The following is a 24,829-nucleotide window of genomic DNA, read 5'->3' on the forward strand; positions in this document are numbered from 1 at the left end:
AGTGAATAAAGACAACCTGGGAATAAAGATGACCTGGGGCCAGTGAATAAAGACAACCGGGAATAAATATATCTGATACTATTTTGAGCTTATTTGGGGGGGTTTCAATGGCAGGTAAAGACAGAATCAAAATTGCCATTGCAGGGGTTGGGAACTGTGCAAGTTCTCTTCTGCAGGGGATTGAGTATTACAGAAAACAGGGGAGCACAGATGCTATCGGCCTTATGCACCGGGATCTTGGAGGTTACTTTCCTTATGATATTGAGGTGGCAGCAGCTTTTGATATAGACAGGAGAAAGGTGGGAAAGGACGTGTCGGAAGCAATTTTTTCTCTTCCAAACTGCACCACCGCTTTTTGTCCAGAAGTTCCGGAAACAGGCGTTAAAGTGAAAGTTGGAAGGGTTTTGGACGGTTTTTCCGAGCACCTTGCAGATTATCCTGAAGAGTGCAGGTTCCTGCTTGTAGAGGGAGAAGGCGCAACAAGAGAAGACATTGTGCACACCCTGCAGGCCTCAGGAGCCGAGATCCTCCTCAATTACATGCCTGTTGGTTCCGAACTTGCTGCCCGTTTCTATGCCAAATGTGCCCTTGAAGCCGGCTGCGCCTTTATCAATAACATGCCTGTTTTTATTGCTAGCGACCCTGAATGGGCAAAACGCTTTGAAGAAAAGAAGCTTCCTATCATAGGAGATGACATCAAGTCCCAGCTCGGTGCGACCATAGTTCACAGGACTCTTGCTGACCTATTCAGGAAACGGGGAGTAAAGCTGGAAAGGACATACCAGCTTAACACAGGTGGAAATACTGATTTCCTTAATATGCTAAACCGGAACCGGCTTGCATCCAAAAAGACTTCGAAAACCGAAGCCGTTCAGTCCGTGCTTGCCGAGCGGCTTGAAAACGGAAATATCCATGTGGGTCCTAGCGACTATGTTCCCTGGCAGAAAGACAACAAAATATGCTTCTTGCGTCTGGAAGGAAAAATCTTTGGGGATGTACCCATGAATCTCGAACTTCGGCTTTCGGTAGAAGACTCTCCGAATTCTGCCGGGGTTGTAATTGACGCTATCAGATGCTGCAAACTGGCACTTGATAGGGGAAAAGGCGGAATTCTTTATCAACCATCTGCATATTTCATGAAACACCCTCCAAAGCAGTATCCGGATGATGAGGCATATCGTATGATTGAGGAGTTTATTGCAGAGAATCAATATTGAAAAAAACTTAACGTAGAAAACATAAAATAGATATCCGAATTAAAGGAAATTGATTCGGAAGTAAAAGCAAAACAATTCTCAATAAAAGTTAAAATCGTTAGATAAGGACTTTCCCTGGAATCTTTTAATCATCCAGAGAAAGTTCAAAGCTTAAACATCAGGGAATTTATCCGACTGCTTATTTGGACAACTCTTCCTCTGACTGTTTATTTGGACAACTCTTCCTCTACTTCTTCGGCTCCGGCTTCGAGTTCCTCTTTTTGCTGGGCATCGAACCGGAGTAAAAGCGCCTGAAACTCCCCAACGTGTGTTTTTTCTTCCTTTGCTATATCCAGCAGGACTTCTCTTACATTCTCATTTTTGGTAAGTGCAGCCATCTGCTCGTAAAGGTTTACGGCATCAAGCTCGGCAATAATTCCGGCTCTGAGGATTTCCTTGTCGATATCGTCTTCAGATACATTCTTAAGATCTACAGGAATTTTAGATAACAATTTATTCACCCCTATTTGCTGTATATGATGTATAATCATAAGTATTTTTACAACCATTATACATTTTTTTAGCATGATGATTGTTTAGTTCCTCTGACGCGTTTGCAAGGGTATTCGAATCAACTGTAACTGATCCTGTAGATTGCATTATTTTTATCATCCGACACAAGCAAAGCTCCATCAGGCATTACAAGGACATCCACAGGCCTTCCCCAGGCTGCAAATCCCTGGAGCCAGCCGTCGGCAAAAGGCTCATAACTTACCGGGGTTCCGTTTTCCAGCCTGACAAGGGTAATCCGGTAGCCAATGGGAATTTTCCTGTTCCAGGAGCCGTGCTCGGCAATAAAGACCTGGTTCCTGTATTCTTCAGGGAACATTGTGCCTGTGTAAAAGGTCATCCCAAGGGCAGCCACATGAGGGCCCAGTTTTTTCTCAGGCGGCGTGAACTCGGAGCAGTTCCTGAGTCCTCCAAATTCCGGGTCAGGGATGTCGCCTGCATGACAATAGGGAAAGCCAAAGTGCATCCCTGGTTCGGGCGCTCTGTTGAGTTCATCCGGAGGTAAATCATCCCCAAGCCAATCCCTGCCGTTGTCGGTAAACCACAGTTCTCCGGTTTCAGGGTCCCAGGCAAAACCAACCGTATTCCTTATTCCTCTTGCAAAGATTTCGAGCTGGCTCCCGTCAGGCTCCATTCGCATGATCGTTCCATAACGCTCATCTTCCTCTTCAAGGTTGCAGATATTACACGGCGCCCCTACAGGCACGTACAGTTTTCCATCAGGCCCGAATTTGAGGTATTTCCAGCCATGTGAGCGGTCGGATGGAAAATTAGCATTGACCACGATCGGCTCGGGCGGGTTTTCAAGCCTTGCTTCAATGTCGTCATAACGGACCACCCTCGAAACTTCGGCTACATACAGGGAACCGTTCATGAATGCCACCCCATTTGGCATATCCAGACCCTCAGCAAGCACAATAACATCATCAGCTTTATTGTCCCCGTTCCTGTCAGGAACTGCATAGACCTTCCCCGTACCCCAGCTTCCGAAAAAAAGCGTCCCGTTCGGGCTGAGGGTCATAGACCTCGCCCCTTCAACATTCTCGGCATAATAATCAATGGAAAAACCGGGTGGGAGCTCAATACAGGCAAATCCTGACCCGTTTTCTCCACAGTTATCAATCGGCACGGTTCTCAGGATGGCATAAGCTGCAAAAATAAGGACAACAAGAGCAAAAAATCCAAGTATTATCTTCATTCCTCTCATTTCCCCTCCATTTCCTCCACTATTTCACTTGAAATTCACCATCATTTGAGAGTCATTGCAGTTTTGAGAAGTTCTTTTTCGGTTTCAGGGCTGGAGTATCCCTGCCCTTTCCAGCGGACAATGCCTTCGGGATCCAGTAAAAAAACGTAGGCAAGGTTTGTATTTTCCATTCCAAGGGTTTCCTGGTAGCCGGAATAGTCCCCATAAAAGGTGATCACGTTATCATGTTTCTCTACCGGTATCCCTCCCCTCATTCCGGAATCAATCATCCAGGAAAGGACCTTCCAGCCTTTGTTTATCATAGGGACTTCGTAGACCGCAAACATGCTGTCTTTTCCAAACTCCTGTTCAAAAGGTTGAGCCCAGGAATCGATCATACTCTGTGAGCTTCGTACAAAAGCAATACAGACGAGTGCTACCTTTCCCTTCACCGATTCCGGAAGGGTCACAACTTTGCCTGCAAGTGATTTTGATATGATTTCTGGGAAAGGTTGTCCGATGACCTCATATTCAATTTTTGAACTGTTCTGCTCTGCTTTAATGAAATCCCCCCGGATTTAAGTTAAATAAAGATCAATAATAAAGATCAAAAAATAAAGACCAAAAATAAAGATCAATAATAAAGATCAAAAATATTACAATTATATATTTATCGGCTTTATAGATATGTTTTTTCAAGCCGCAGTTCAGGCTACAGGGTTCAAATATTGAAGTTTATCTGTCATAGAGAGATGGGTTTTAATGTATCAGGTAAGCCTGCAGTATATATATTCACAGGAAGGACTCTTATAGTAAGATATATTTAATATTTGTATCTAAGGTTAGGGTGTCCATTTCATACAATGGAGATGGAGTTGCAGCACCCTGTATGAAGGGTCAGTCACATTGGAGCCGGCAAGAATCGGTTGTTAGTGTCTCATTATTATATTATGACAGCCCGTTTCATACTCACCTGACTTTACATTTTGCGGTGATGAGTTTATGAGGATAAACATTGCGCTGGCATTGACATCAGTTGTCTTTATGATGACGTGGTTTACAGGCTTTGTATCCCTAATATTCCACTCCATGTTTGTTACAACACCGGAGGTTGTAGCATCCGATTTGCTTTTCATCACCATCATCGAACTATTGATCATTACCTCTCTTTTCGGTTCTGTACTTTTCTTACTGGAAGCCAAAAAAACACTATCTCGATGGTATCTGGCAGTCCCCCTTTGTATTTCTCTGTCTTTATTCGTTATAACGAATTTTCTGGTATATTCCAGTGAAAAATCCTTTCTTGGTACCCCGGTAAACACAGTGGAAACGCTCTGGCTCATTATACTGGCGTTACTGTCCCCCTGCTCTACACTCCTTTTTTTATCCTCAAATGGAGAAGGTGGTTCAATAAACGTCTACGTTGTAGTTTCGTTTGCAGTTAGTATTTTTTCTATGTTTTTTCTTTTTCTCGCCCTCAACGAACTTTCAAAAGTATCGAGCATTGATGAGGTTCTTTTGCCCCTGATTTTTTACTGGGACATCTGCATGCCGGCTATAGGAATTTGCTTCTTATCGAAAGCGACAATGTACAGGGACAACAATGATGTACAGGAAACCTAAACAGGAAAAGAAGCCAGGCATAGAAAAAGAAACCCAGAACAGATTCTTTCGGTACGGTTATTTTTTGAACAGCAGGTTAGAACAGCAGATTAATACTTTCACCCTACTTCCTCAAGCCTTTTTTATATGTTTTATTCTAATCCTATGTGATGCCTACCCCCAATCCTAAAACGAACATTTCCGAAAAGCGAATAACCTTCCATGTAGATATGGACAGCTTCTATGCATCTGTAGAGGTCAGGGAAAGACCAGAACTAAAAGGGCTGCCCGTAGTTGTAGGTTCTGACCCTAAAGGCGGATCTGGAAGGGGAGTTGTAAGTACATGTTCTTACGAGGCAAGAAAGTATGGAATCCACTCGGCAATGCCGATTTCACAGGCTTACAGGCTCTGCCCGGGTGCCGTATTTTTACCTGTGAACATGAAGCTCTATGCAGGGGTCTCGGCAGGGGTAATGGAGCTTTTGAGGGGTTTTTCAGAAAAGTTCCAGCAGGTCAGTGTGGATGAAGCCTACATTATACCGGGGCCTGAGGTCAGGAATTTTGAAGAGGCTGCTCTCTATGCTCTCAGGATAAAAGACGAGGTGCAGAGGCAGCAAGGAATCACCTGTTCTGTGGGGATTGGGCCTAACAAGCTTATTTCAAAAGTTGCTTCGGGTTTTCAAAAGCCTGACGGGCTTACGGTTGTCAGGCCGGAAGATGTTCGGGATTTTCTCTTTCCACTGCCGGTTTTTAAAATTCCCGGAATAGGGGAAAAGACTACGGAAACCCTTAAAGGAATGGGAATAAGCAGGGTAGAAGAGCTTGCAAACTGTGATGTCCAGCTGCTTTCGGAGAAGTTTGGGAAAATGGGGCTCAGGATGAAGCAGCTGGCAAACGGACTCGACTTTGAAGAGGTTATTGAAAAGGAAGGCGTGAAGTCAATCAGCAGGCACGGGACCTTTGCAGAGGATACGAATGACCCTGTGAAAATCTCCGGATCCCTGGATATTCTTGCAGAGAGCGTGCACGGGTCTCTCCTGAAACACCATTTTCTTTTCAAAACCGTAACCCTTATAGTGCGCTTTGAGGACTTTTCCACTTATACACGCTCAAGGACTCTCTCTATCTGGACTTCGGATATCTTCGTTATCAAAAGGACAGCCATTCAGCTTTTATCGGAATTCATGGGCAGGAGGAAATTCAGGCTTGTAGGTGTAGGGGTCACAAAATTGAGGGAAAGGGATGAAAGGCAGACTCTAATTACGGATTTTCCTTAATTTTGGGTCGTATGGGTAGTTCACTGGAATTCATGGGCAGAAAAACGGTTCTCAAATTTTGCTAAACAGGTCGATGTGCCTTTTTGTCATATTTGGTCAATAGATTCTCATCCTTAGATTCTCATCCTTAAATTCTCATCCTTAGATTCTCATCCTTAGATTCTCATCCTTAGATTCTCATCCTTAGATTCTCATCCTTAGATTCTCATCCTTAGATTCTCATCCTTAGATTCTCATCCTTAAATTCTCATCCTTAGATTCTCATCCTTAAATTCTCATTCTCAACTTCTCATTCTCAACTTCTCATTCTTAGATTTTATTACTAAATTTCCATATCCTGTGCAGTATAGCATTTTATAGCATAAACTCTAATTTAGATCCGATGGAAAGATCTGCCAAAATGGTGCTGGCCCTGATCCTCATCCTAATCCTTACTGCAGTCATAGCCTATGCCGTGCTGCCGTTCAAAAATTACTTTTTCAGCGCCTTCATCCTTTTTGTCATCTTCAGGCCTCTTTATCATTTCCTCCGGAAAAGAGCCCGTATTGGCCGGTCTCTTGCCTCAATCTTCGTTATAGTAATTTCCATCTTTGTCGTATTAATCCCCCTTTACTTTCTCCTCAGCGTCATTGTCAGTGAAACCCAGCAGCTTTTAACAGACCAGGAGTCCATAATCGCATCCATAAAAACCGGAGGCCAGCTGTTAACAAGTTTTCTCTCCCACCTGAACATTCCTCAGGAGTCCCTGCAAACGAAAATCGAGGAAAAAGTGATGGGTTTCGTCTCGGATACTGTCAGTTTCACAAGCAGATTCATCCTGGGCTCAATCCAGAGCCTCAGTCAGCAATTCGTGGGCCTCACGATCATGTACTTTCTGCTTTACTATCTTTTTACAGGGGAGAACTCTTCCTTCATGCAGAAAATCTCTGTAGCAATTCCTTTCAATGAAGAGAACACCGCCAGACTCCTGCAGGAGTTCAAAACCATTGTCCGCACAACCCTTATTGCCACCGGAGCCATCGCCCTTGTCCAGGGTGGGATCCTTACCATCGTTTTTTTGTTCTTCGGAATTCAAGGAGCTTTTCTCTGGGGCTCCATTGCAGCAATCCTGTCTTTTCTGCCCGTGGTCGGGGCGCCTTTTGTCTGGGTGCCTGCCTTCATTATCCAGCTGCTTCAGCAGGACTATACTGCAGGGATTGGCATTTTTATCGCAGGGCTTGTCATAAGTACGGTGGACAACTTCCTCCGACCCGCTATTCAGAATAAAGTGGGAGCAATTCATCCTTTCCAGTCCCTGCTGGGAATCATTATCGGAATATCCCTTTTCGGGCTTATAGGAATCGTTATAGGGCCTCTGCTCCTGTCCTATTTCATCCTGACCGTGGAAATGTTTTCAGAGGAGTATCTTTCGGACAGGGCATGAAAATAAAAAATTTTAATTTTTGTAATCTGTTTTTTGATGTAAGAGAAAGATCTCTTCTATAAATTTTTCTATAAATTCTTCTATAAATGTTTCTCCTGAAAAAGATTTTTATTCATGTAAACAAATAAAACAATATGCAGATTGAAATCCTCGGGTGTGAGTCCTTCGGAGCAAGGTCTCTCGCCTGTGCTGTCAAAACCGGGGAGAAAAAAATTCTGATCGATCCGGGAGTTGCCCTCGCGCGCCTGCGTTACGGTTTGCCTCCCCATCCTGTAGAGGTTGCAGCTGCCCTCAGGATCAGGAAAAAAGTCCTTGCTGCACTTGAAGGTGTAACGGACATAGTAATCAGCCACTACCATGGGGACCATATGCCCATGAAAGCCGAAGACCCTTATCAACTGCCAGTAGAAGCCCTTCCTCCTCTGGAAGGGGTCAGGTTCTGGTGCAAAGGTCCAACAAATATTTCAGGGCTGTCTGCACGCAGGAGAAAAGAGCTATCTCATTTTCTGGGCTCTTCCCTTCCCGCTTCTGAAGGCATTAGTTTCGATGGCATAAGTTTTTCTTCTCCCGTTCCGCATGGGACCAGACATAAGGGTTTTGGCACGGTAATGATGACCCGGATCTGTGAAGGAAATGATGTCTTTGTCCACAGTTCGGATATCCAGCTTCTGGATAGGAAAGCTGTGCTTGAGGTACTTGCCTGGAAACCTACAATCGTTTTTGCCTCCGGTCCCCCGCTCTATCTATCTCACCAGATCCCTGAAGCTTCAAAAGAGGCTTTTGAAAACGCTCTTCTTCTTGCCCAAAATGTTGATACTCTGATCCTGGATCACCACCTTCTGAGGTCTCTTAAAGGCTACAGGTGGTTAAAAAAACTGGCAGGAAAGGTTGAAAACACAGTCCTGTGTGCCGCAGAGTTCATGGGAAAGAAGCCTGAACTGCTTGAGGCGCAAAGAAAAATTCTTTATGAAAAATTGCCTGTATCCCGGGGGTGGCATGAAGCATATGCAAAAGGCGAGACAGGGTTTGAGGAATATATCTAAATGTTTGATGAACATATCTGAATATCTCTCATATATGTTGTCAACTACCCCATGCTAAAGCAGTGTGGCTTGCAAGAGCCCTGGTTGACCAGCCTGAGTCTTAATTGACTACGTTGGAAATGTCATGATACCTGCGAATGCTTCCTCAGTTTGTAGCTCTATCGTGTAGCATTAAAAGTCCTGAGAGGTAGGGGCGGTGTGTTACACATAACAAGCATATCCAACATTGGCGAGAGGAGATACGAAAGTACGTTACCTGCGGAGGAAACTCGTTTCCAAAGCAGAGTGGAGAAATCCAAACGTGGAACGGAATGCCAGAAAGTTGACGGCATTCCTCCCTGCGCTAAAGCAACAGGGCTTCCTGCATGTCACATGTGAGGAGCTCACCCTGTGAGGTCATACCCTGGAGCTTTTTAGCTGACTTTGATTTATTTTCAGGGCGTATTGCTGGCGTAGCTGTCGATATTCTGGATTTGTTTCGAGATTTGTTCGTAGTAGTCATAGAGTTCTTTGCCCCAGGCAAGAGCTCCGGGCTCAAAGCTTATCAAGTATTTTCGGTCAAAGGAAGCATCCTTCGGGAAAAGAGATATTCCCATAAAATTGTCTGCCGCCACAATATTAGGAATCTTTTCACAGTCTTTGCAGACCAGGAGTTCAGTATTCTTCATTTTAAGAAACTGCCTGGTTTGTTCCCTGTAATCGTCCTCAACCCACCTTCTAAGGATTGATTCGGGAAGTATCAGTGACACCGATGTACCCTTTTTTGCAAGCTCAAGATAAAAGGAAGGAAAAATAGGTTGGAAATAAGAAAAGAGTGCCTTGAACGTCTTTGCCTCTTCAGCATTTTTTACATACTCGGGAATCATTTCAAACAGATGTTCGATCTGGGGTTCAATTGTAATGCAGTGCCCAAGTTCGCCTACGCGACTCAGGAGAAAAGGCGGAATTTTACTAATATCCCTTTCAGTCCAGTAATCTGCATTTTCTTCCAGCACAGAAAGAGTATCCAGCAGTGGTTTCATCTTCTCGGCTATGATTTTCCCTATCTCGCTAAGCCTGTAGAGATCTTTGTCCTGGACTACAAGGTGTTTTTCCCTGAGCATTTTTACCTGGGGCTGGACTGAAGTTGCACTTGCTTTAAGTTTTTTTTTAATCGTTTCGATATCATTGGGCTCCTCAAGCAGGAAGAGAAGTATACGCTTTCTTTTTTCTGAGAGGAAAATCAGGTCGAGTAGAGAGTTTTCCATATTATGCACCTGAACCGAACACATGCAGTCTTTGGCCTGTATTTTTACAGTGTATTTCAACTGAAAGTATGATCATCAGACCTCTGGCCTATACCCAGATCTATATATGTCTATAGCACTCTGTCTAGGTGTACTATATCAAATTCTGTTCTGCCTATTATACAGCACACATATATATTTTTATAATATCTGTATTATTAATAAATTATCTGTATTATCAATAATATATATATTTTCTTGTATATTATAGATATGGTTCTTTATAAGTGCCTTTTTTCTTAAGGAGTGAAAAAGAAAAAGTGAAATTGAAAGCGACAGAAAAAACCCTCAGGGTGCAAATACCTGTATTTTTTTAAGCCAGAGGGAAAAGTTTCTTCCGGCAGAACTTCAAAAAGGGCAGAGCTTAAAAAATAGGAAAGTTCCGTTTCCTCGTCCAGAACTATTTCCCCGGTCTGGGGGAAACCGTGCCTCTTTAATCAGTGGTTGCAGTTTTGCAAAGCTATAAGTTTTGAGGCGATTGCCTCGCCTTTAATATTTGCCTTGCCTTCAATATTTGCCTTGCCTTTAATATTTGCCTTGCCTTTAATATTTGCCTCATCTTTAATATTCCTGTGAACTGCTTCCACCCGCTTTCTGATGAAGGCAAGAAAGGGACTTCCTGTTTTCTCCCTTGAACTATTGTTCGCAGATCCCCAGGCTCATTCCCTTCCTCTGATTTTTACTCTTCCGGGATCCCTGATCTCCCTGGAATTTTCAGGGTTTTTTAACCTTTTCAGTTATATCTTCGATTATCCCCTGAAAATGAGTCACTTTCCCTTCCTGGTTGCGCTGGATAAAGGTTTTTTCTTCTACCCAGCGTACCTCTCCGGTCTGTGTCAGGATGCGGTACTGCCGGTTAAACTCTTTTCCACCTTCGTCACAGTTTTCCTCAAGTTCGAGTTCCACAAGGAGAAGGTCTTCAGGATGGATGATCTTTCCGTAGAGGACTCTTCCTGAAACGAAATCTTCAGGAGCGTACCCAAAACGCCGGACATTTTCTGATACGTAGAGCGTAGGCCAGTATTTTTCTGCTTTCCAGAGAAAAACTACCACAGGGCTGTTGTTTATTACCGTCTCCAGCACTTTCTGTCGATCAAGCAGAGCTTTTTGTTTTTCCATAAGGGCTTTCTGGCTCTCAAGGGCTTCCAGAAGTGCCTTATCGTTTTTTATTTCAGAGGTAACGTCCCTTACGATCCCCTGGAAATTGGCTACATTTCCTCTTTCATCGCGCTGGATAAAGGTCTTTTCTTCCACCCATCGGATCTCCCCCTCGCCTGTAAGGATCCTGTATCTAGTGACAAAATCGTCTTTTCCGATTTCACAGCATCTGGTGAGTTCTTTTCTTACCCTGTCTACATCCTCGGAATGAACTATGTTTGCATATAATATCCTGCCCGTAAGGAAGTCCTCTGCACTGTACCCCAGCTGGTTCACGTTTTCCGAGACATATTTCGCAGGCCAGTTCTTTTCCGAGGTCCAGAGAAAAGCCATTACAGGGCTGTTATCAATCACGTTTTCCAAAATTCGTTGCCTTTCGAGTGCTTCATCAAGAATCAGTTCGTCGTTTTCATTTACCTGATTGAATCCCATATTATCCCTATCCTCCAAATCCTTTTTAATTCCAGGGTCCACATGACCACAGGTAAAAACGTATTTATAAAAATCTCAAGCAATATATAATATATTTTGACATCTTATAAATGAATGTCCTTTTTTTACATAGGGGGAAATGTTCTGGACTCTGAGGCCTTTACAGAAAACAGAGGGAATACCGAAGCAGCAGAAGCAGAAGCGTTCTCACGGGAAATACCTGCTATATCCCTGAAATCCAGGGAAACATACGGGAGGTATTTCGGGATCTGCAGTTCATACCACCACCTGAAAGCCTGTGTCTGTAAAACCTGTCCATCTTATCCGGGAGGTGCAGGGATATTCTGTGCCAGAGGCAATAGCGAGGTCGAGGGAAAAAAAGAGGGCTGTCTCTGTGAAACATGTGAACTTTTTAAAAAGTTCCGGCTTGAGGGCGAGTACTTCTGTCAGCCAAAAGAAAAGTTTGAAGTTTTTGAAAGCACCCAGCCTCCTCTGAATATCTGTACGAATTTCCGGACTAGTGCCGGAACAATCAGGGTCTGTGTACTGGATAACCGGGATATGCATTCAAAGTAACAAGTCAACTACTCCTGAACTAAAGATTCAGGGGTTTTATGCTGAGGTTTTATGAATAAGGCACAGATTTTTAAGGAATAGATTCCTGATAACTCGAATTCACTTTCGAATTTCGGAACTCAATCCTTGTTTTAGATGTCCATTTTTACATGGTTGATATTTTTGATAAAACAACGTCTAACTCAAACTTCTGGATTTTGATCCGTACAACCATATCCTCTAGATTGGGCCCAACCTTATTCACTGTATCAAGCCGTTCCTGTCCCACCCGAATTGCGCCTCGGGAGTACGCGGTCCTTTTCGCTGCGCTCAAGAGGACTACTTAAATATTTATGATCCGTACAACGTCATTCGCTTTACCGTGTCGTTTTTGTCACGCTCGACGAAGGAGAGCGGCTTTCAGATAAAAAAAAGAAAAAAGAAGGGAAAAAAGCCAGCAAATAACAAATACTGGTAACCTTTCAAGGAACTAACTTTGCCTTTTTTGCCTTTTTTGCAGGGCCGCCAGACAAGCTGACGGAGGCGCTTATATTTATCCGTGAATTTTAATAAGGCTCATGGGGTCAGGAGATTTTTTATCCATCAGGAGGGATAAAAATCTTCGGACAGGAAATACGGTGCTGAATTCAGTTTATTTCAGAGACGGTTGGTTTACCTGTTACTTTTTTGCGTTGCATACGGACAGGTTAAGCCTGCAAGAAGCAGAACAAAAAACAAAAGATCCCAGTTCGTATATCCGGATAATATTAACCGATTAATACGGGACCCCCCTTGTTTTCGCCCCTGCTTTTATTTAGAGTGAAAATTTCAACGCCGTTAAAAAGCCTCATTGCTTGAGCCTGAACCGGAGGGCCTGTCCTTTGCTTCCTGTCCTTCACAACGCTTCCCGGAAGTTCCAATTCCATACCATTAAGAAAAAACACCATAGGCTGGGCTATATAATTTTACACATATAATTGTAGCTACAATCAGGAATCAAGCTTCAGTCGCGATGCTTCGGATGCTGAAGAGAGTTTCTGACGAAAATCGGAGGTTTAAAAATGGCAACTAAAGAAGAACTTATTCAGGAGCTTTCGGATGCGGTAATCTCCTGTAAAAGGGATGCAGTACTGGCTGCTGTAGAAAAAGCAAAGCAGGTCATGGAACCCGCAGAAATCATTGATAAAGGGCTTTCTGCTGGCATGAATCAGGTAGGAATTCTTTTTGAGAGAGGGAAACTCTTCCTGCCCCATGTAATGATGGCTGCTGATGCAATGACAGCAGGAGTCAAATTCCTTGAAGCTGATCTCCCTGCAGGGAGCGAGAGCAAAAAGCTTGGAGTAATTGTAAACGGGACCGTTGAAGGCGATGTTCACGACATTGGCAAGTCGATCGTTTCAACCATGCTTCAATCCGCTGGTTTTGAAGTCCACGACATAGGCAGGGATGTCCCAATCAAGAACTTTGTCGAGAAGGCAAAAGAAGTCAATGCAAATATGATAGGGCTTTCTGCTCTGATGACCACAACACTTCCCGGACAGAGGGGGGTTATTGAACTCCTGAAAGAGGAAGGGATGCGCAGCCGTGTTAAGGTAATGGTAGGAGGAGCCCCTGCAACCCAGGCCTGGGCAGAAAAGATCGGGGCGGACTGCTACGCTGAAAACGCAAGCGAAGCTGTTTCAAAGGCAAAGGAACTGCTGCTCTGAATTCCGGTTCTCATTTTGAGTTTAGTCATCGAAGTTCAGTCAATATCATTTATCAATGGAGAGTATAAAAATGGCAACTGAATATGCTTTGAGGATGGGAGACGGGAAACGTGTCTTCCTTACCAAAGAAAAGATTCTAAGCGAGATCGAAGCCGGAACCGCAAATGCGGCAGACCTTGGTGAAATCCCTGTCCTGGACGGAAACGAGATCGAGAAACTTGCAGAAATCCTGATGATGCCCGGAAAGGCAGTCAGTGTCGAGCAGGGTATGGAAGTCCCGGTTACACACGATATAGGGACTCTCAGGCTTGATGGGGATCAGGGCAACAGTGGTGTTGGGATTCCTTCCAGCCGCCTTGTTGGCTGCATGATGCACGAGAGGGCATTTGGCGCTGACACCATGGAACTCGGGCACATCGACTACAGTTACAAGCCTGTCAAGCCTGTAATCTCAAACGAGTGTCAGACCATGGAAACCTGCCAGCAGAACATGATCATCCCGCTCTTTTATGGCGCAATGCCGAACATGGGGCTGTACTACACCCCCGACGGACCCTTCGAAAACCCGGGAGACCTTATGAAGGCTTTCAAGATTCAGGAAGCCTGGGACTCCATGGAACATGCCGCAGAACATCTCACCAGAGACACCGTATGGGTTATGCAGAAACTCTTTGCTTCCGGGGCAGACGGGATCAACTTTGACACAACCGCTGCAGCCGGGGATGCAGACATGTACGGAACCCTCCACGCCATCGAGGCTCTCAGAAAAGAATTCCCGAACATGTATATCGAAGCCGGGATGGCAGGAGAAATGGTTCTAGGGATGCACGGTAACCTGCAGTATGACGGCGTAACCCTTGCCGGGCTCTGGCCACACCAGCAGGCTCCTCTTATCGAAAAGGCAGGCGCAAACGTCTTCGGTCCGGTGTGCAACACCAACACCAGCAAGACCTCAGCCTGGAATCTGGCACGGGCTGTCACATTTATAAAGGCTGCAGTAGGCGCAACCTCAATTCCATGTCACGTGAACATGGGTATGGGTGTAGGTGGAATCCCTATGCTTGAGACTCCTCCAATCGATGCCGTTACAAGGGCAAGCAAGGCAATGGTCGAGATTGCCGGCGTCGACGGCATATAGATCGGGGTCGGCGACCCAATGGGTATGCCGATTTCCCACATAATGGCATCGGGGATGACCGGGATAAGAGCAGCCGGAGACCTCGTTGCAAGGATGCAGTTCTCAAAGAACATGAGGATAAAAGAAGCAAAAGAGTACGTGGCAAAGAAGCTTAATGTTGAAACAATGGACCTCTCAGACGAACATGTCATGAGAGAACTCCGTGAAGAACTCGATATTGGCGTCATCACCTCAGTTCCAGGTGCTGCAAAGGGAATTGCTGCAAAAATGAATATCGAGAAGCTGCTCGATGTCAAGATCAACTCCTGCGATCTCTTCAGAAGACAGATCAGATAAACATACCGAATAGTAACCGAATTTGTACAAAAGATTGCAATAAACACGAATAGCGGGGTTAAGGAACCATATTCCTCTGGACAGGAACCATATTCCTCTGGAATAATTCAGGAAACATGGCGAAACTTTTTACGGGTTGCTGCTACAGGCGGAAAAACGCAGGTGCACCCACCCGGCCTGGTTCCTGAATATCTTCCCGCTTCTTCTGCTTGCAGGTTCTGCAGGCTTATTTATGCTGCAAGAGCTGTGCGAATCTTCAGGTTATGCCAATAAATAATTAATGGAGTGTGTGTTGAAAAATGAGTGACGAAAAAAGTGAATCAGGGGGGCTTCAGCGGACAATAGACTGGAAGCAAGGGCTTGCAATCGCCCTTGGGGTTCCTGTGCTGATCCTTCCGTCTATCGGCTACTTTGCAAGCTATGTCTGGGCTTTTGCAATCGTCATCTGGGTTCTTTCCGTTTTCCAGGGGTTCATGCAGAACTTTGCCTACGGAGAACTTGCAACAATGTTCCCTAAAGCTTCAGGGCTTCCGGGATACGCCCAGAGTGTGTTTGGTACGAATAAGGGAAACAAGAAGTACGACCAGGGTAAACTTCTGGGAGGGTTCAGTGCCTGGAGCTACTGGTTTGCCTGGAACCCCGTGCTTGCTATCTTTGCAATCCTTATCGGAAGCTACCTTAAAGGCCTGGTCCCTGCCTTTGCCGGCGTTCCTGACCTTGCCCTCTACCTTGCCTCAGGGGCAGTTGTGTATGTATTCCTTATGATAGTCAATTATCGCGGGCTTGCCGGCGGAGCAACCCTCGGGTACATTCTTGCCGTGCTTTCTCTTGCCCCGCTTATCATCATTTCCCTTGCACCTTTCGTAACCGGGCAATTTGAAATGAGCAACATCACCGGTGCCTGGCTTCCCACAGACTGGAGCTGGGATATACCGCACATCCTGATCTTGCTCGGGCTTTTTGCAATGGCTCAGTGGAGCGCCTGTGCCTGGGAAACTGCAGCCATCTACGGACCTGAGTACAAAAACCCGAAGTCCGACGTTCCCAAAGCCCTCTTTATCTGCGGCGCAATCTGTCTGGTGACCTTTATCCTTGTTCAGGCAGCCTGTACCGGAACCCTGGGAATAGCAGGAATTCTGGCAGAACCTTTCTCGCCAATGCTCCCGATGGCTCAGATGACTCTTGGGCCCGTAGGTGGATCTCTTACCATCCTCATGCTGATAGCGGCAATGGTAATGATCATCCAGACTGCCTTCCTTGGAGCTTCAAGGGCAATGTATTCCATGGCTGATGAAGGAAATCTTCCAAAGTTCTTCGGAAAGATGAATACTCACGGAACTCCTGTTAATGCGATGATCGTCATCGCTCTCTTCAACATGGGTTTCATTTGCCTTGGGACTCCTGCAGCCATCCTGGCGGCATCTGCAATCGGATACGTCTGTGCTAACGGAATCAGTCTCTTTGCGTATGTGAAGGCAAAAATCGACCCCCGATTCTCAAGTCTTGAGAGACCTTTCAAAGCCCCGGGAGGCTGGAAGTACGTTGCTATGATTTTCGGGCTCTTTAACCTGCCTCTCTGTCTGATAGGGGTTATTTATCTCAATAGCCTTGAGGTGGGCTGGACTTCCACCATAGTCGGTTTTGTGGTGCTTGCCCTTTATGTCCCGCTCTGGTTCTATTCCCAGAACGAGAACCCGATAAGGGTGGAAAAAGAAACCCATGTACTGGGTGAAACCACGACATAAATATTAAATGGGAATGCAGAAACATATCCTGCACTCCTTCTTTTTTCCGTATCCATTCTTTTTATCAGGTTTCCTGCTGAGGTTTTATGAATATGAAATAGAACTTCTCCACTCTAATAGAGATTCCCATTTTTAGGGTTTCTTAGAGGTGTTTTTTAGGAGTTTTTAAATATTTTAAGTGCCCATAAAATTAAATCGTTAAAAACCCGATTGTGCCTGATTTTTTCCTCAGGTTCATAAATTCTTCTGACTAAAAAGAATGTTTCAGGATAAACATTCAGAAATTGAAAGTTCCCTTCCTGAATGAATTCTCCTGCAAAATAATAGAATTGGGGACTGGTTTTTTATCCGAATCTAAATTGTGGAAAGTTGCTTCCTTTTCACCTGTTCGGCAGCTAAAAACGAAAGATACCAATAGTGAGGGTTAATAATGCTCAGTGATACCCCGTTGAAAACAAAGATGATCCTCTATACCGTGCTCGGGGTTTTTCTAATCCTTACGGCTTCCACAGCTGTGATTATTTCCACGGTTACAACGCAGGAAGAAAAGCTGGCTTACCAGCAGTCAGTTGAAATGGCTTCCAATTATGCAAACCAGTTTGATGCGGACATGAAAGCCAACCTTGCCATTGCAAGGACGATTTCCACTACCATGGCAAGTTACAAAACTGGAGACCGGGACGAAGCTCTTCTGATTCTGGAAAACCTGCTCCTTGATAATCCTCTTCTCCTCGGGACCTATGTAGCTTTTGAGCCCAATGCCTTTGATGGGAAAGATGCAGAATACGTAAATGCTCCTGTCCATGATGAAACTGGCAGGTTTGTCCCTTACTGGAATAAAATTAATGGGACTGTTGCAGTTGCACCTCTCCTTCATTATGACCATTCGGATTATTACCAGCTTCCAAAAAATACGAAAAAAGATTTGCTCACTGAACCCTATTTTTATGAAGGAGTCTTCATGGTGAGTTACGTTTCTCCTATCATTAAAGATGGGGAATTTGCAGGGATTGGGGGAGTGGACGTTCCCCTTGAATATGTGGATGAAGTGGTAAGTGAGGTCCGGACTTTTGATACAGGATACGCTTTTATGGTTAGCAACGCGGGAGTTCTTCTGTCCCATCCGACCCATAAGGACTGGATCGGAAAAAAGAACCTTTCTGATTTTGAAGGGGAAGAACTCAAAAAAGCCTCATTAAATATAAAAAAAGGTGTTAGTGGACACTTTGAGACAACGGATCCGACAACCGGAAAAACCGTTATTATGTTTTACGAACCTGTTGAGACCGGAGACTCTGCTTTCGTACTGGTCGTCCCGAAAGAAGAAATGCTTGCCGGAGTTACCGATCTGAGAAACAGGCTTCTTATTATTTCTGCAATCTCAATCCTGTTCATGGCGGCTCTGGCTTATATGATTGCGAGGTCCGTAACAAAACCAATTAACAGAATTGTTGATAACTTCAAGAGCATTGCTGAAGACGCGGTTAAAGGAGAACTCGGGGTAAGGGCTGAAACAGATGTGGAAATCGATTTTAGGGAAATTCCCAGAGGCCTGAATGAAATCCTCAATGCTGTTGTTATCCCTATCCGGGAAACCATGAGGGTAACCAATGCTCTTGCACAGGGAAAGTTGAAGGAAAGGGTCAATGTGGATGTGCAGGGGGAGTTTCTGGAACTTGAGGATACGCTGGATAAGTTTTCCGAGACCCTTAATATGATTATTGACGACTCGACCGCCGTGCTAACAGCTTTTCAGCACAATAATTTCAAGCGCTCTATCCGGATACAGGGACAGGGAGACTTCAAACTCCTGACCGATGGAATTGAAGAGACCCGCCTGGTCCTTTACAGGGCTACAACCCAGCGCAGAGAGGCGGAAAAATCCTTAATTGAGTATGCGAGAAAGCTTGAGCACTCGAACAGGTTAAAAGAAGAAATGGAACGAATAATTAACAACAGCCCTGTGATTGTCTTTTTGTGGAAGTATGAGGAAGGCTGGCCAATAGAATTTGTCTCGGAAAATGTTTCAAGGCTTGGATATGAAGTAGAGGATTTTATCTCAAAAAGTATTCTCTATGCAGACATTGTCTATCCGGATGACCTCGAAAAAGTGGAGAATGAACTTTCTAGAAATGTGGACGTAGGCTGTGATGCCTATAATTCGGAATACCGGATATTTACCAAATCCGGAGATGTCCGCTGGGTGGATGAGAGGACTTTTATCCAGAGGGACGAAAAAGGCGAGATCCACCTTCAGGGAATTATCCTGGACATCACCGAGCACAAAAAAGCTGAAGAAGCCCTGCTGCAGATGGAAGGCATCCGCAAGAAAGAGATTCACCACAGGATCAAGAACAATCTGCAGGTAATCTCAACCCTGCTCTATCTAGAGTCCGGAAATTTCAATGATGAAAAGGTAATCGAAGCTTTCAAAGACAGCCAGCACAGGGTTAAGTCCATGGCTCTTGTCCACGAAAAACTTTACCAGTCCGAAGACATGATAAGCGTTGACTTTTCGGACTACATCCAGAACCTTGCAAACTATCTTTTCGGGGCATATTCCGTGGGTGATAGAAATATCAGCCTGAGACTCGATGTTGATAATGTTTTCCTCGGAATGGATACTGCAGTTCCCCTGGGCATTATTATCAACGAACTTATCTCAAATTCCCTTAAACATGCCTTTTCGGAAGGGGAAAGCGGCGAGATCTGTGTCTGTCTCAAAAAGGAAGAAAACGGAACGGATGACAAAGGGACCGAATCGCCTGACACCGATAAAGAAAGCAAGACCGGAGTTTCAGGAAAGTGTTTTTCACTTATTGTCAGGGATAATGGCAAAGGTTTCCCTGAAGATATTGACTTCAAAGAGACCGACTCCCTGGGCCTGCAGCTGGTTGTTTCCCTTGTGGACCAGGTTGAAGGCAGCATTGAACTTGACACGAGCAGGGGAACCGAATTCAGGATCAGGTTCCGGGAATTAAAGTACAAGCAAAAATTATGACTGATGCTATTAAAAGAGTTATAGTGGTGAATCCGACAGAAACTGCTCTCAAAATAAGCAGAATTGTTGAACTATATCAGGATGGAAATAAAATTAAAAGGAAGTAAAATTAAAAGGAAGTAAAATCAAAAAGAAATAAAATTAAAAGGAAGTAAAATTAAAAGGAAGTAAAATCAAAAAGAAATAAAATTAAAAGGAAGTAAAATTAAAAGGAAGTAAAATCAAAAAGAAATAAAAAGTGAAATCTGCAGGGCATGAGATAATTACAGTGATTTATGTGCCAGTTCATTTCACTGTTTTCACTTTGTTCCAGGGGTAGAGTAAAGGAAATGTTCAACAGCTTATGTATCAGGTCATACATTAGCCTGATCTTGTTTCCAAATGAACCTCAATTTGCCATTATCTCAAGTTGCCATTCAGGATCATGTACATAACATCACAAAACCCTGACTTGAGACCTTGAGGATCTTTTCGATCATTAGCTGTTTACTAATTGGGGTTTTCCTCTCTCATATTTATTAATTCGGGTTTCTCTAAGGTTGGGGTTCCTTTATGAGAAGTTATTTTAACTGGCATTTTCTCTTTTTTCTCTCATATCCTAACAAATTTCCTTTTTCTTCGATGAGTTCCCAAACTCATATCCGTTTTTTTCTGAAATCCCGTTTTTTTCTGAAGGTGGTGTTTTGTTCTTGATGAGTTCCCAAACTCATATCCCTTTGAGGTTCTTTTTGATGTATCTGGTTTTACATCTTATGTTTGCTTCTCAAAATTATCCCTTCTTTTGAGCCTCAAATCATGCCAGGATGAACCTCTTTTTGCTTTTCCTGACAGCTATTATTATATGATTTATGATATATAGCCCAACCTATGAAGTTCTTTCAATTGCCATGAGTTCGAGAAAGTGCCTCAGGACATTACCTATTTCATGTGATTTTTTAATGCCATTAAAAGTTTCAATCATTTGAAAAGAGCCGGTCAATTATTTGAAAAAAGCCGATCAATTATTTGAAAAGAGCAGGTATTATTTGGAGGTACCCGAGGAATGTGACCTTAAATCCCACGGCCACATCCCTCAGGTAAATGTTGTAATGCATTTGCTGGGGTTCAGGAGCAGCTAAGAAAGATGCCTGTACATCTCTAATAGCAATCAGTTGTTCTCTTACTCGCTATTCTCAGTTTGTCCCGTAAGTGCCGGATTGCATTCCCACATGCAGCCCGGAAAGCTTTCGTTCTTCCCTGAGATTCATTTTACTTTCTTTTCGAGGATGCAACAATTTTTCTATATTATACTCAATCCGTTTTTTGTGCCATTTTTAATCTGTTTTCAAACCTTCTTTTTTTATTGTACCGGGGATTTACTCAAGACAATTTGCCTATTCCAGAAGGTTTGATAAGTTTCCCGGGGTGTGATTTATTATATAACTCCGATAATATATAGCCCAACCTATGGGGTTCTTTCAAAACGTTCAGGTAAAAGAAAGAGTAAAAAGGATATTCCTTTGGCACAGGATTTTTTGATGCTGTTAAATTTTTTGAGCGGCTTGAAATTCTCCTTATTTAAAAAAGTATATTTTTCAGGTTATATATGGAAAAGTAACCCAAAATCTGAACTTTAGAGATAATTGATCAATTAGAGATCTCCAGAACATAACATATTAATAAAAGTTAATTTATATAATGGAGCATCAATGACCTCCTCTTTATGCGATACCATCTGGCTTTCTGAAAAAAGGAAAAACCTCCTCCTTTTGCTTATGGAGGGACCCCGGGACATCGAGCAGATCAAGACTTCCCTTAATGTAAATTCTAAAGCGATGATGCCTCAAATCAAGATCCTGAAAAAGCAGGAGTTGATCCTCCAGAAAGGGGACACTTATGAACTTTCGGAGATTGGAAAACTGGTTGTAGGGAACATGCTGCCCCTGCTCAACACACTTGAGGTCATCGAGGAAAACAAAGAATACTGGGCAAGCCGGGACACAAGTGTGATACCAGCGGATATGTTCATGCGCCTTGGTGAACTCGGGGAGTGCATGGTGATTGAGCCTGACCTGAACCATCTTTTTGACCTCCCCAGGGAATTTACGGAAAATCTTGCAAAATCCGGGTGCATTCTGAGTTCTCTTTCTTATTATCACCCCCTGTATCCGTCTTTATATTCGAAGCTTGCAAAGAGTGAGGCTGAAGTGGAACTCGTACTAACGGAATCCGTATTTGAGAGGCTCAAAAACGACTCTCCCGACGACCTTCAATCCCTTTTTGATTCTGAAAATACAACTGTAGCGGTCTGTGAAGAAAGTCTTGGTATTCCTACCATTGCTGTCACTGATCGTTTTATGTACCTCTGCCTTTTCAACAGGCAGGGAAGATATGACCATAGAAAGGTGATGAGCTTCGATGCAAGTGCACTTCGCTGGGGCAGGGAGCTTTTCATGCATTACAGAAAATTTGCTCGGGAAGTAACAGACGTTTAATGTCCTCGGTTTTTAAAAACGATAGTTGACGGTCCATGCTGAACCGATCTCCAAAAGCCCTAATTCACGGAAGCCTGGTACTATGAGGTTCAAAGACGTCCCCTTAAAGCCAAAGCTGGTTATTCTTATTGTTGTCGGAGTTTTTCTCGTTCTTGCCGTATCCATGGCAGTCATCATCGGGACTGTAACCTCTCAGGAAGAAAAGCTTGCTTATGAGAAATCCATTGAGATGGCAGACAACTATGCAAACCAGTTCGATGCTCGTATGAAGTCCAACCAGGCTGTTGCACGAACCCTTGCGCTTACAATGGCTGAGTACGAAGCTTCTGACAGGGAAGAGGCAATAGACATCCTTGAAAATATCCTTGAAGGAAACCCAAGTTTAATTGGCGTCTATCTGGGTTATGAGCCGAACGCTTTTGACGACATGGATAGAGACTATGTTAATACTTCCGGGCACGATGTAACAGGCAGGTTTGTCCCGTACTGCAACAAGATTGAGGGGCCTATGGTAGTTGAGCCCCTTGTTCATTATGATTCTTCTGACTACTACCAGCTGCCAAAAGCTACTGGCAAGGATATCCTGACCGAACCCTACTTTTACGAAGGAATATTTATGGTGAGTTACGACTCTCCTATTTTTAAAGACGGAGAATTTGCAGGGATTGCTGGGGTGGATGTCCCGCTTGAGTATGTGGATGAGGTTGCAAGTAATATCCGGACTTTTGATACGGGATATGCTTTCATGGTTAGCAACACCGGTGTTTTCCTCTCTCATCCCACGCAGAAAGACTGGATCGGAAAAAAGAGCCTCTCTGAATTTGATGCAAAAGAGATAAAATATGCCTCAGAGGATATTCGGCAGGGGAGAGGAGGGCATATTGAAGTTAAGGACCCGACCACAGGCAAGACAGTTATTATGTTTTACGAGCCTGTTGAAACAGGAGATTCTGCGTTTGTGCTGGTAGTCCCTAAAGAAGAAATGCTTGCCGGCGTTGCTGATCTGAGAGACCGGCTTCTTATCATCTCTGCAATCTCGATTCTTTTTATGGCGGCTCTGGCTTATATGATTGCCCGGTCCATCACAAAACCAATCGATGAAATTGTTGATGACTTCAGGAACATTGCACAGGACGCGGTAAAAGGAAAGCTCGATGTAAGGGCAAATACTGATGTGGAAATTGATTTTCGGGAAATTCCAAGCGGTCTGAACGAAATTCTCAGGGCCGTGATTGTGCCTATCCGGGAAACCATAAGGGTAACCAATGCCCTTGCAAAAGGGGAGTTGAAAGAACGGGTCAATGTAGATGTACAGGGGGAGTTCAGGGATCTTGGGAATACCCTTGATAAATTTTCCGGAACCCTCAACAGGATCATTGATGATTCTAATGCTGTTCTGACGGCTTTTCAAAACAATGATTTCAAGCGAGAGATCCTTGTGCATGGGCATGGAGACTTTAAGCTCCTTACGGATGGGATTGAAGAGACCCGCATGGCTCTTGATCTTGTTACAGCGCAGCGCAGGGCAGCAGAAAAAGCCCTGCTGGATTACGCAATGGAGCTGGAGCGTTCCAATAAGCTTAAAGAAGAAATGGAACGAGTCATCAACAATAGTCCGGTAATTGTCTTTTTATGGAAATATGAACCTGGTTGGCCTGCGGAATTTGTCTCGGAAAACATTAAACGTTTAGGGTATGAAGTAGGGGATTTTATCTCAAAGAACGTTTTTTACGAAGATATCGTCCATCCGGAAGACCTCGAAAAAATGCACGAAGAGCTTGCCAGGAATGTGGAGTCCGGCTGTGACTTCTATACCTCGGAATACCGGATACTGACAAAGTCCGGGGAAGTCCGCTGGGTGGATGAGAGGACTTTTATTCAGAGGGATGAGAAAGACGAGGTCCGCCTTCAAGGAATTATCCTTGATATAACCGAACATAAAAAAGCCGAAGAGGTCCTGTTACAGATTGAAGAAATCCATAAAAAGGAAATTCATCACAGGATCAAAAATAACCTCCAGGTAATCTCAACCCTGCTCTACCTGGAATCCGGAAACTTCTCAGATAAGAAGGTAATGGATGCTTTCAAAGATAGCCAGCACAGGGTTAAGTCAATGGCTCTTATCCACGAAAAACTCTACCAGTCCGAAGACATGGTAAGTGTGGACTTTGCAGATTACATTCAGGAACTTTCCAATTATCTCTTCCAGTCCTATTCAGTGGGGAGCGGAAAAGTCAGTCTGAGACTCGATGTTGATAACGTTTTCCTCGGAATGGACACTGCAGTTCCTCTGGGCATTATTATCAACGAACTTGTCTCAAACGCCCTTAAACATGCCTTTTCTGAAGGCGAGGACGGAGAAATCTACATCCAGCTGCACAGGAACAGAAGAGATTCACCTTCTTATAGAGAAAATTATAAAAATGCAGAAGATCAAGTGGCTAAGTGCGAGAAAATCGATTGTACTGGCATTAGCAGCACACAGGGGAAAAACAAAATAGTGGATGGGCTGACCCTGATTGTCAGAGATGATGGTAAAGGGTTCCCTGAAGGCCTTGATTTTAGAAACACGGATTCTCTCGGGCTCCAGCTGGTAACTGCACTTGTAGACCAGATTAATGGGAGCATAGAACTTGATACCAGCAGAGGAACCGGGTTTATAATTGTCTTTCAGGAGCTGAAGTACAAACAAGGGGTGTAA

At 44.1% G+C, this 24,829-nt stretch carries 17 protein-coding genes and 1 pseudogene; 12 read left to right on the forward strand and 6 right to left on the reverse strand.

Annotated features, from left to right (window positions below; translation table 11 throughout):
- Nucleotides 1–107 precede the first annotated feature (107 nt).
- A complete protein-coding gene (locus PHF18_RS09845; RefSeq protein WP_300101902.1) occupies nt 108–1,217 on the forward strand; it encodes an inositol-3-phosphate synthase in 1,110 nt (369 codons plus the stop codon).
- Between the two features lie 206 nt (nt 1,218–1,423).
- Here the strand turns inward: PHF18_RS09845 and PHF18_RS09850 are convergent, their stop codons facing one another.
- The 3 genes from PHF18_RS09850 to PHF18_RS09860 form a co-directional block, all read right to left on the reverse strand.
- The gene (locus PHF18_RS09850; protein WP_300101905.1) at nt 1,424–1,708 is read right to left on the reverse strand and encodes a ferritin family protein; all 285 of its coding nucleotides are present in this window, start codon (nt 1,706–1,708) and stop codon (nt 1,424–1,426) included.
- A gap of 119 nt (nt 1,709–1,827) precedes the next feature.
- Nucleotides 1,828–2,973 carry a sorbosone dehydrogenase family protein gene (locus PHF18_RS09855; RefSeq protein WP_300101908.1) on the reverse strand — a complete coding sequence of 382 codons (1,146 nt, stop codon included), beginning with the start codon at nt 2,971–2,973 and terminating at the stop codon, nt 1,828–1,830.
- A 41-nt stretch (nt 2,974–3,014) separates the two neighbouring features.
- The gene (locus PHF18_RS09860; RefSeq protein ID WP_367279180.1) at nt 3,015–3,530 is read right to left on the reverse strand and encodes a hypothetical protein; all 516 of its coding nucleotides are present in this window, start codon (nt 3,528–3,530) and stop codon (nt 3,015–3,017) included.
- Nucleotides 3,531–3,954: 424 nt separating this feature from the next.
- Here PHF18_RS09860 and PHF18_RS09865 point away from each other — a divergent pair, with 424 nt between their 5' ends.
- The 4 genes from PHF18_RS09865 (at nt 3,955) to PHF18_RS09880 (ending at nt 8,297) form a co-directional block, all read left to right on the forward strand.
- A complete protein-coding gene (locus PHF18_RS09865; RefSeq protein ID WP_300101911.1) occupies nt 3,955–4,575 on the forward strand; it encodes a hypothetical protein in 621 nt (206 codons plus the stop codon).
- A gap of 146 nt (nt 4,576–4,721) precedes the next feature.
- Nucleotides 4,722–5,831 (forward strand): DNA polymerase IV, encoded by a 1,110-nt coding sequence (gene dinB, locus PHF18_RS09870; protein WP_300101914.1) that lies wholly within the window; start codon nt 4,722–4,724, stop codon nt 5,829–5,831.
- Nucleotides 5,832–6,213: 382 nt separating this feature from the next.
- Complete coding sequence (locus PHF18_RS09875) at nt 6,214–7,254, forward strand: AI-2E family transporter (protein ID WP_300101917.1); 1,041 nt, start codon at nt 6,214–6,216, stop codon at nt 7,252–7,254.
- Between the two features lie 134 nt (nt 7,255–7,388).
- Nucleotides 7,389–8,297 carry an MBL fold metallo-hydrolase gene (locus PHF18_RS09880; protein ID WP_300101920.1) on the forward strand — a complete coding sequence of 303 codons (909 nt, stop codon included), beginning with the start codon at nt 7,389–7,391 and terminating at the stop codon, nt 8,295–8,297.
- A 434-nt stretch (nt 8,298–8,731) separates the two neighbouring features.
- On the opposite strand, the gene PHF18_RS09885 is transcribed toward PHF18_RS09880, so the two are convergent.
- The 3 genes from PHF18_RS09885 to PHF18_RS09895 form a co-directional block, all read right to left on the reverse strand.
- Nucleotides 8,732–9,544, reverse strand: a complete 813-nt coding sequence (locus PHF18_RS09885; protein WP_300101922.1) for a winged helix-turn-helix domain-containing protein — start codon at nt 9,542–9,544, stop codon at nt 8,732–8,734.
- A 476-nt stretch (nt 9,545–10,020) separates the two neighbouring features.
- On the reverse strand, nt 10,021–10,170 hold the full coding sequence (locus tag PHF18_RS09890) for a hypothetical protein (RefSeq protein WP_300101925.1): 150 nt from the start codon (nt 10,168–10,170) through the stop codon (nt 10,021–10,023).
- A gap of 127 nt (nt 10,171–10,297) precedes the next feature.
- Entirely contained in the window at nt 10,298–11,173 is an 876-nt protein-coding gene (locus tag PHF18_RS09895; RefSeq protein ID WP_300101927.1) for a PAS domain-containing protein, read from the reverse strand.
- Between the two features lie 114 nt (nt 11,174–11,287).
- Between PHF18_RS09895 and PHF18_RS09900 the strand changes: the two genes are divergently transcribed.
- From PHF18_RS09900 to PHF18_RS09930, 7 genes and pseudogenes are all read left to right on the forward strand, one after another.
- The gene (locus tag PHF18_RS09900; protein WP_300101930.1) at nt 11,288–11,749 is read left to right on the forward strand and encodes a DUF2769 domain-containing protein; all 462 of its coding nucleotides are present in this window, start codon (nt 11,288–11,290) and stop codon (nt 11,747–11,749) included.
- Between the two features lie 1,040 nt (nt 11,750–12,789).
- Nucleotides 12,790–13,434, forward strand: coding sequence for a dimethylamine corrinoid protein MtbC (gene mtbC, locus PHF18_RS09905; RefSeq protein WP_300101932.1), 645 nt, complete (start codon nt 12,790–12,792; stop codon nt 13,432–13,434).
- A 70-nt stretch (nt 13,435–13,504) separates the two neighbouring features.
- Nucleotides 13,505–14,908: pseudogene (mtbB, locus tag PHF18_RS09910) on the forward strand ([dimethylamine--corrinoid protein] Co-methyltransferase).
- 299 nt (nt 14,909–15,207) lie between these two features.
- A complete protein-coding gene (locus PHF18_RS09915; protein ID WP_300101934.1) occupies nt 15,208–16,653 on the forward strand; it encodes an APC family permease in 1,446 nt (481 codons plus the stop codon).
- Nucleotides 16,654–17,083: 430 nt separating this feature from the next.
- Entirely contained in the window at nt 17,084–19,654 is a 2,571-nt protein-coding gene (locus tag PHF18_RS09920; RefSeq protein ID WP_300101936.1) for a histidine kinase dimerization/phosphoacceptor domain -containing protein, read from the forward strand.
- 1,688 nt (nt 19,655–21,342) lie between these two features.
- A complete protein-coding gene (locus PHF18_RS09925) occupies nt 21,343–22,128 on the forward strand; it encodes a winged helix-turn-helix domain-containing protein (RefSeq protein ID WP_300101938.1) in 786 nt (261 codons plus the stop codon).
- Nucleotides 22,129–22,210: 82 nt separating this feature from the next.
- The gene (locus PHF18_RS09930) at nt 22,211–24,829 is read left to right on the forward strand and encodes a histidine kinase dimerization/phosphoacceptor domain -containing protein (protein WP_300101941.1); all 2,619 of its coding nucleotides are present in this window, start codon (nt 22,211–22,213) and stop codon (nt 24,827–24,829) included.

The organism is Methanosarcina sp. (assembly GCF_028693135.1).
In the GTDB taxonomy this organism is placed as follows: domain Archaea; phylum Halobacteriota; class Methanosarcinia; order Methanosarcinales; family Methanosarcinaceae; genus Methanosarcina.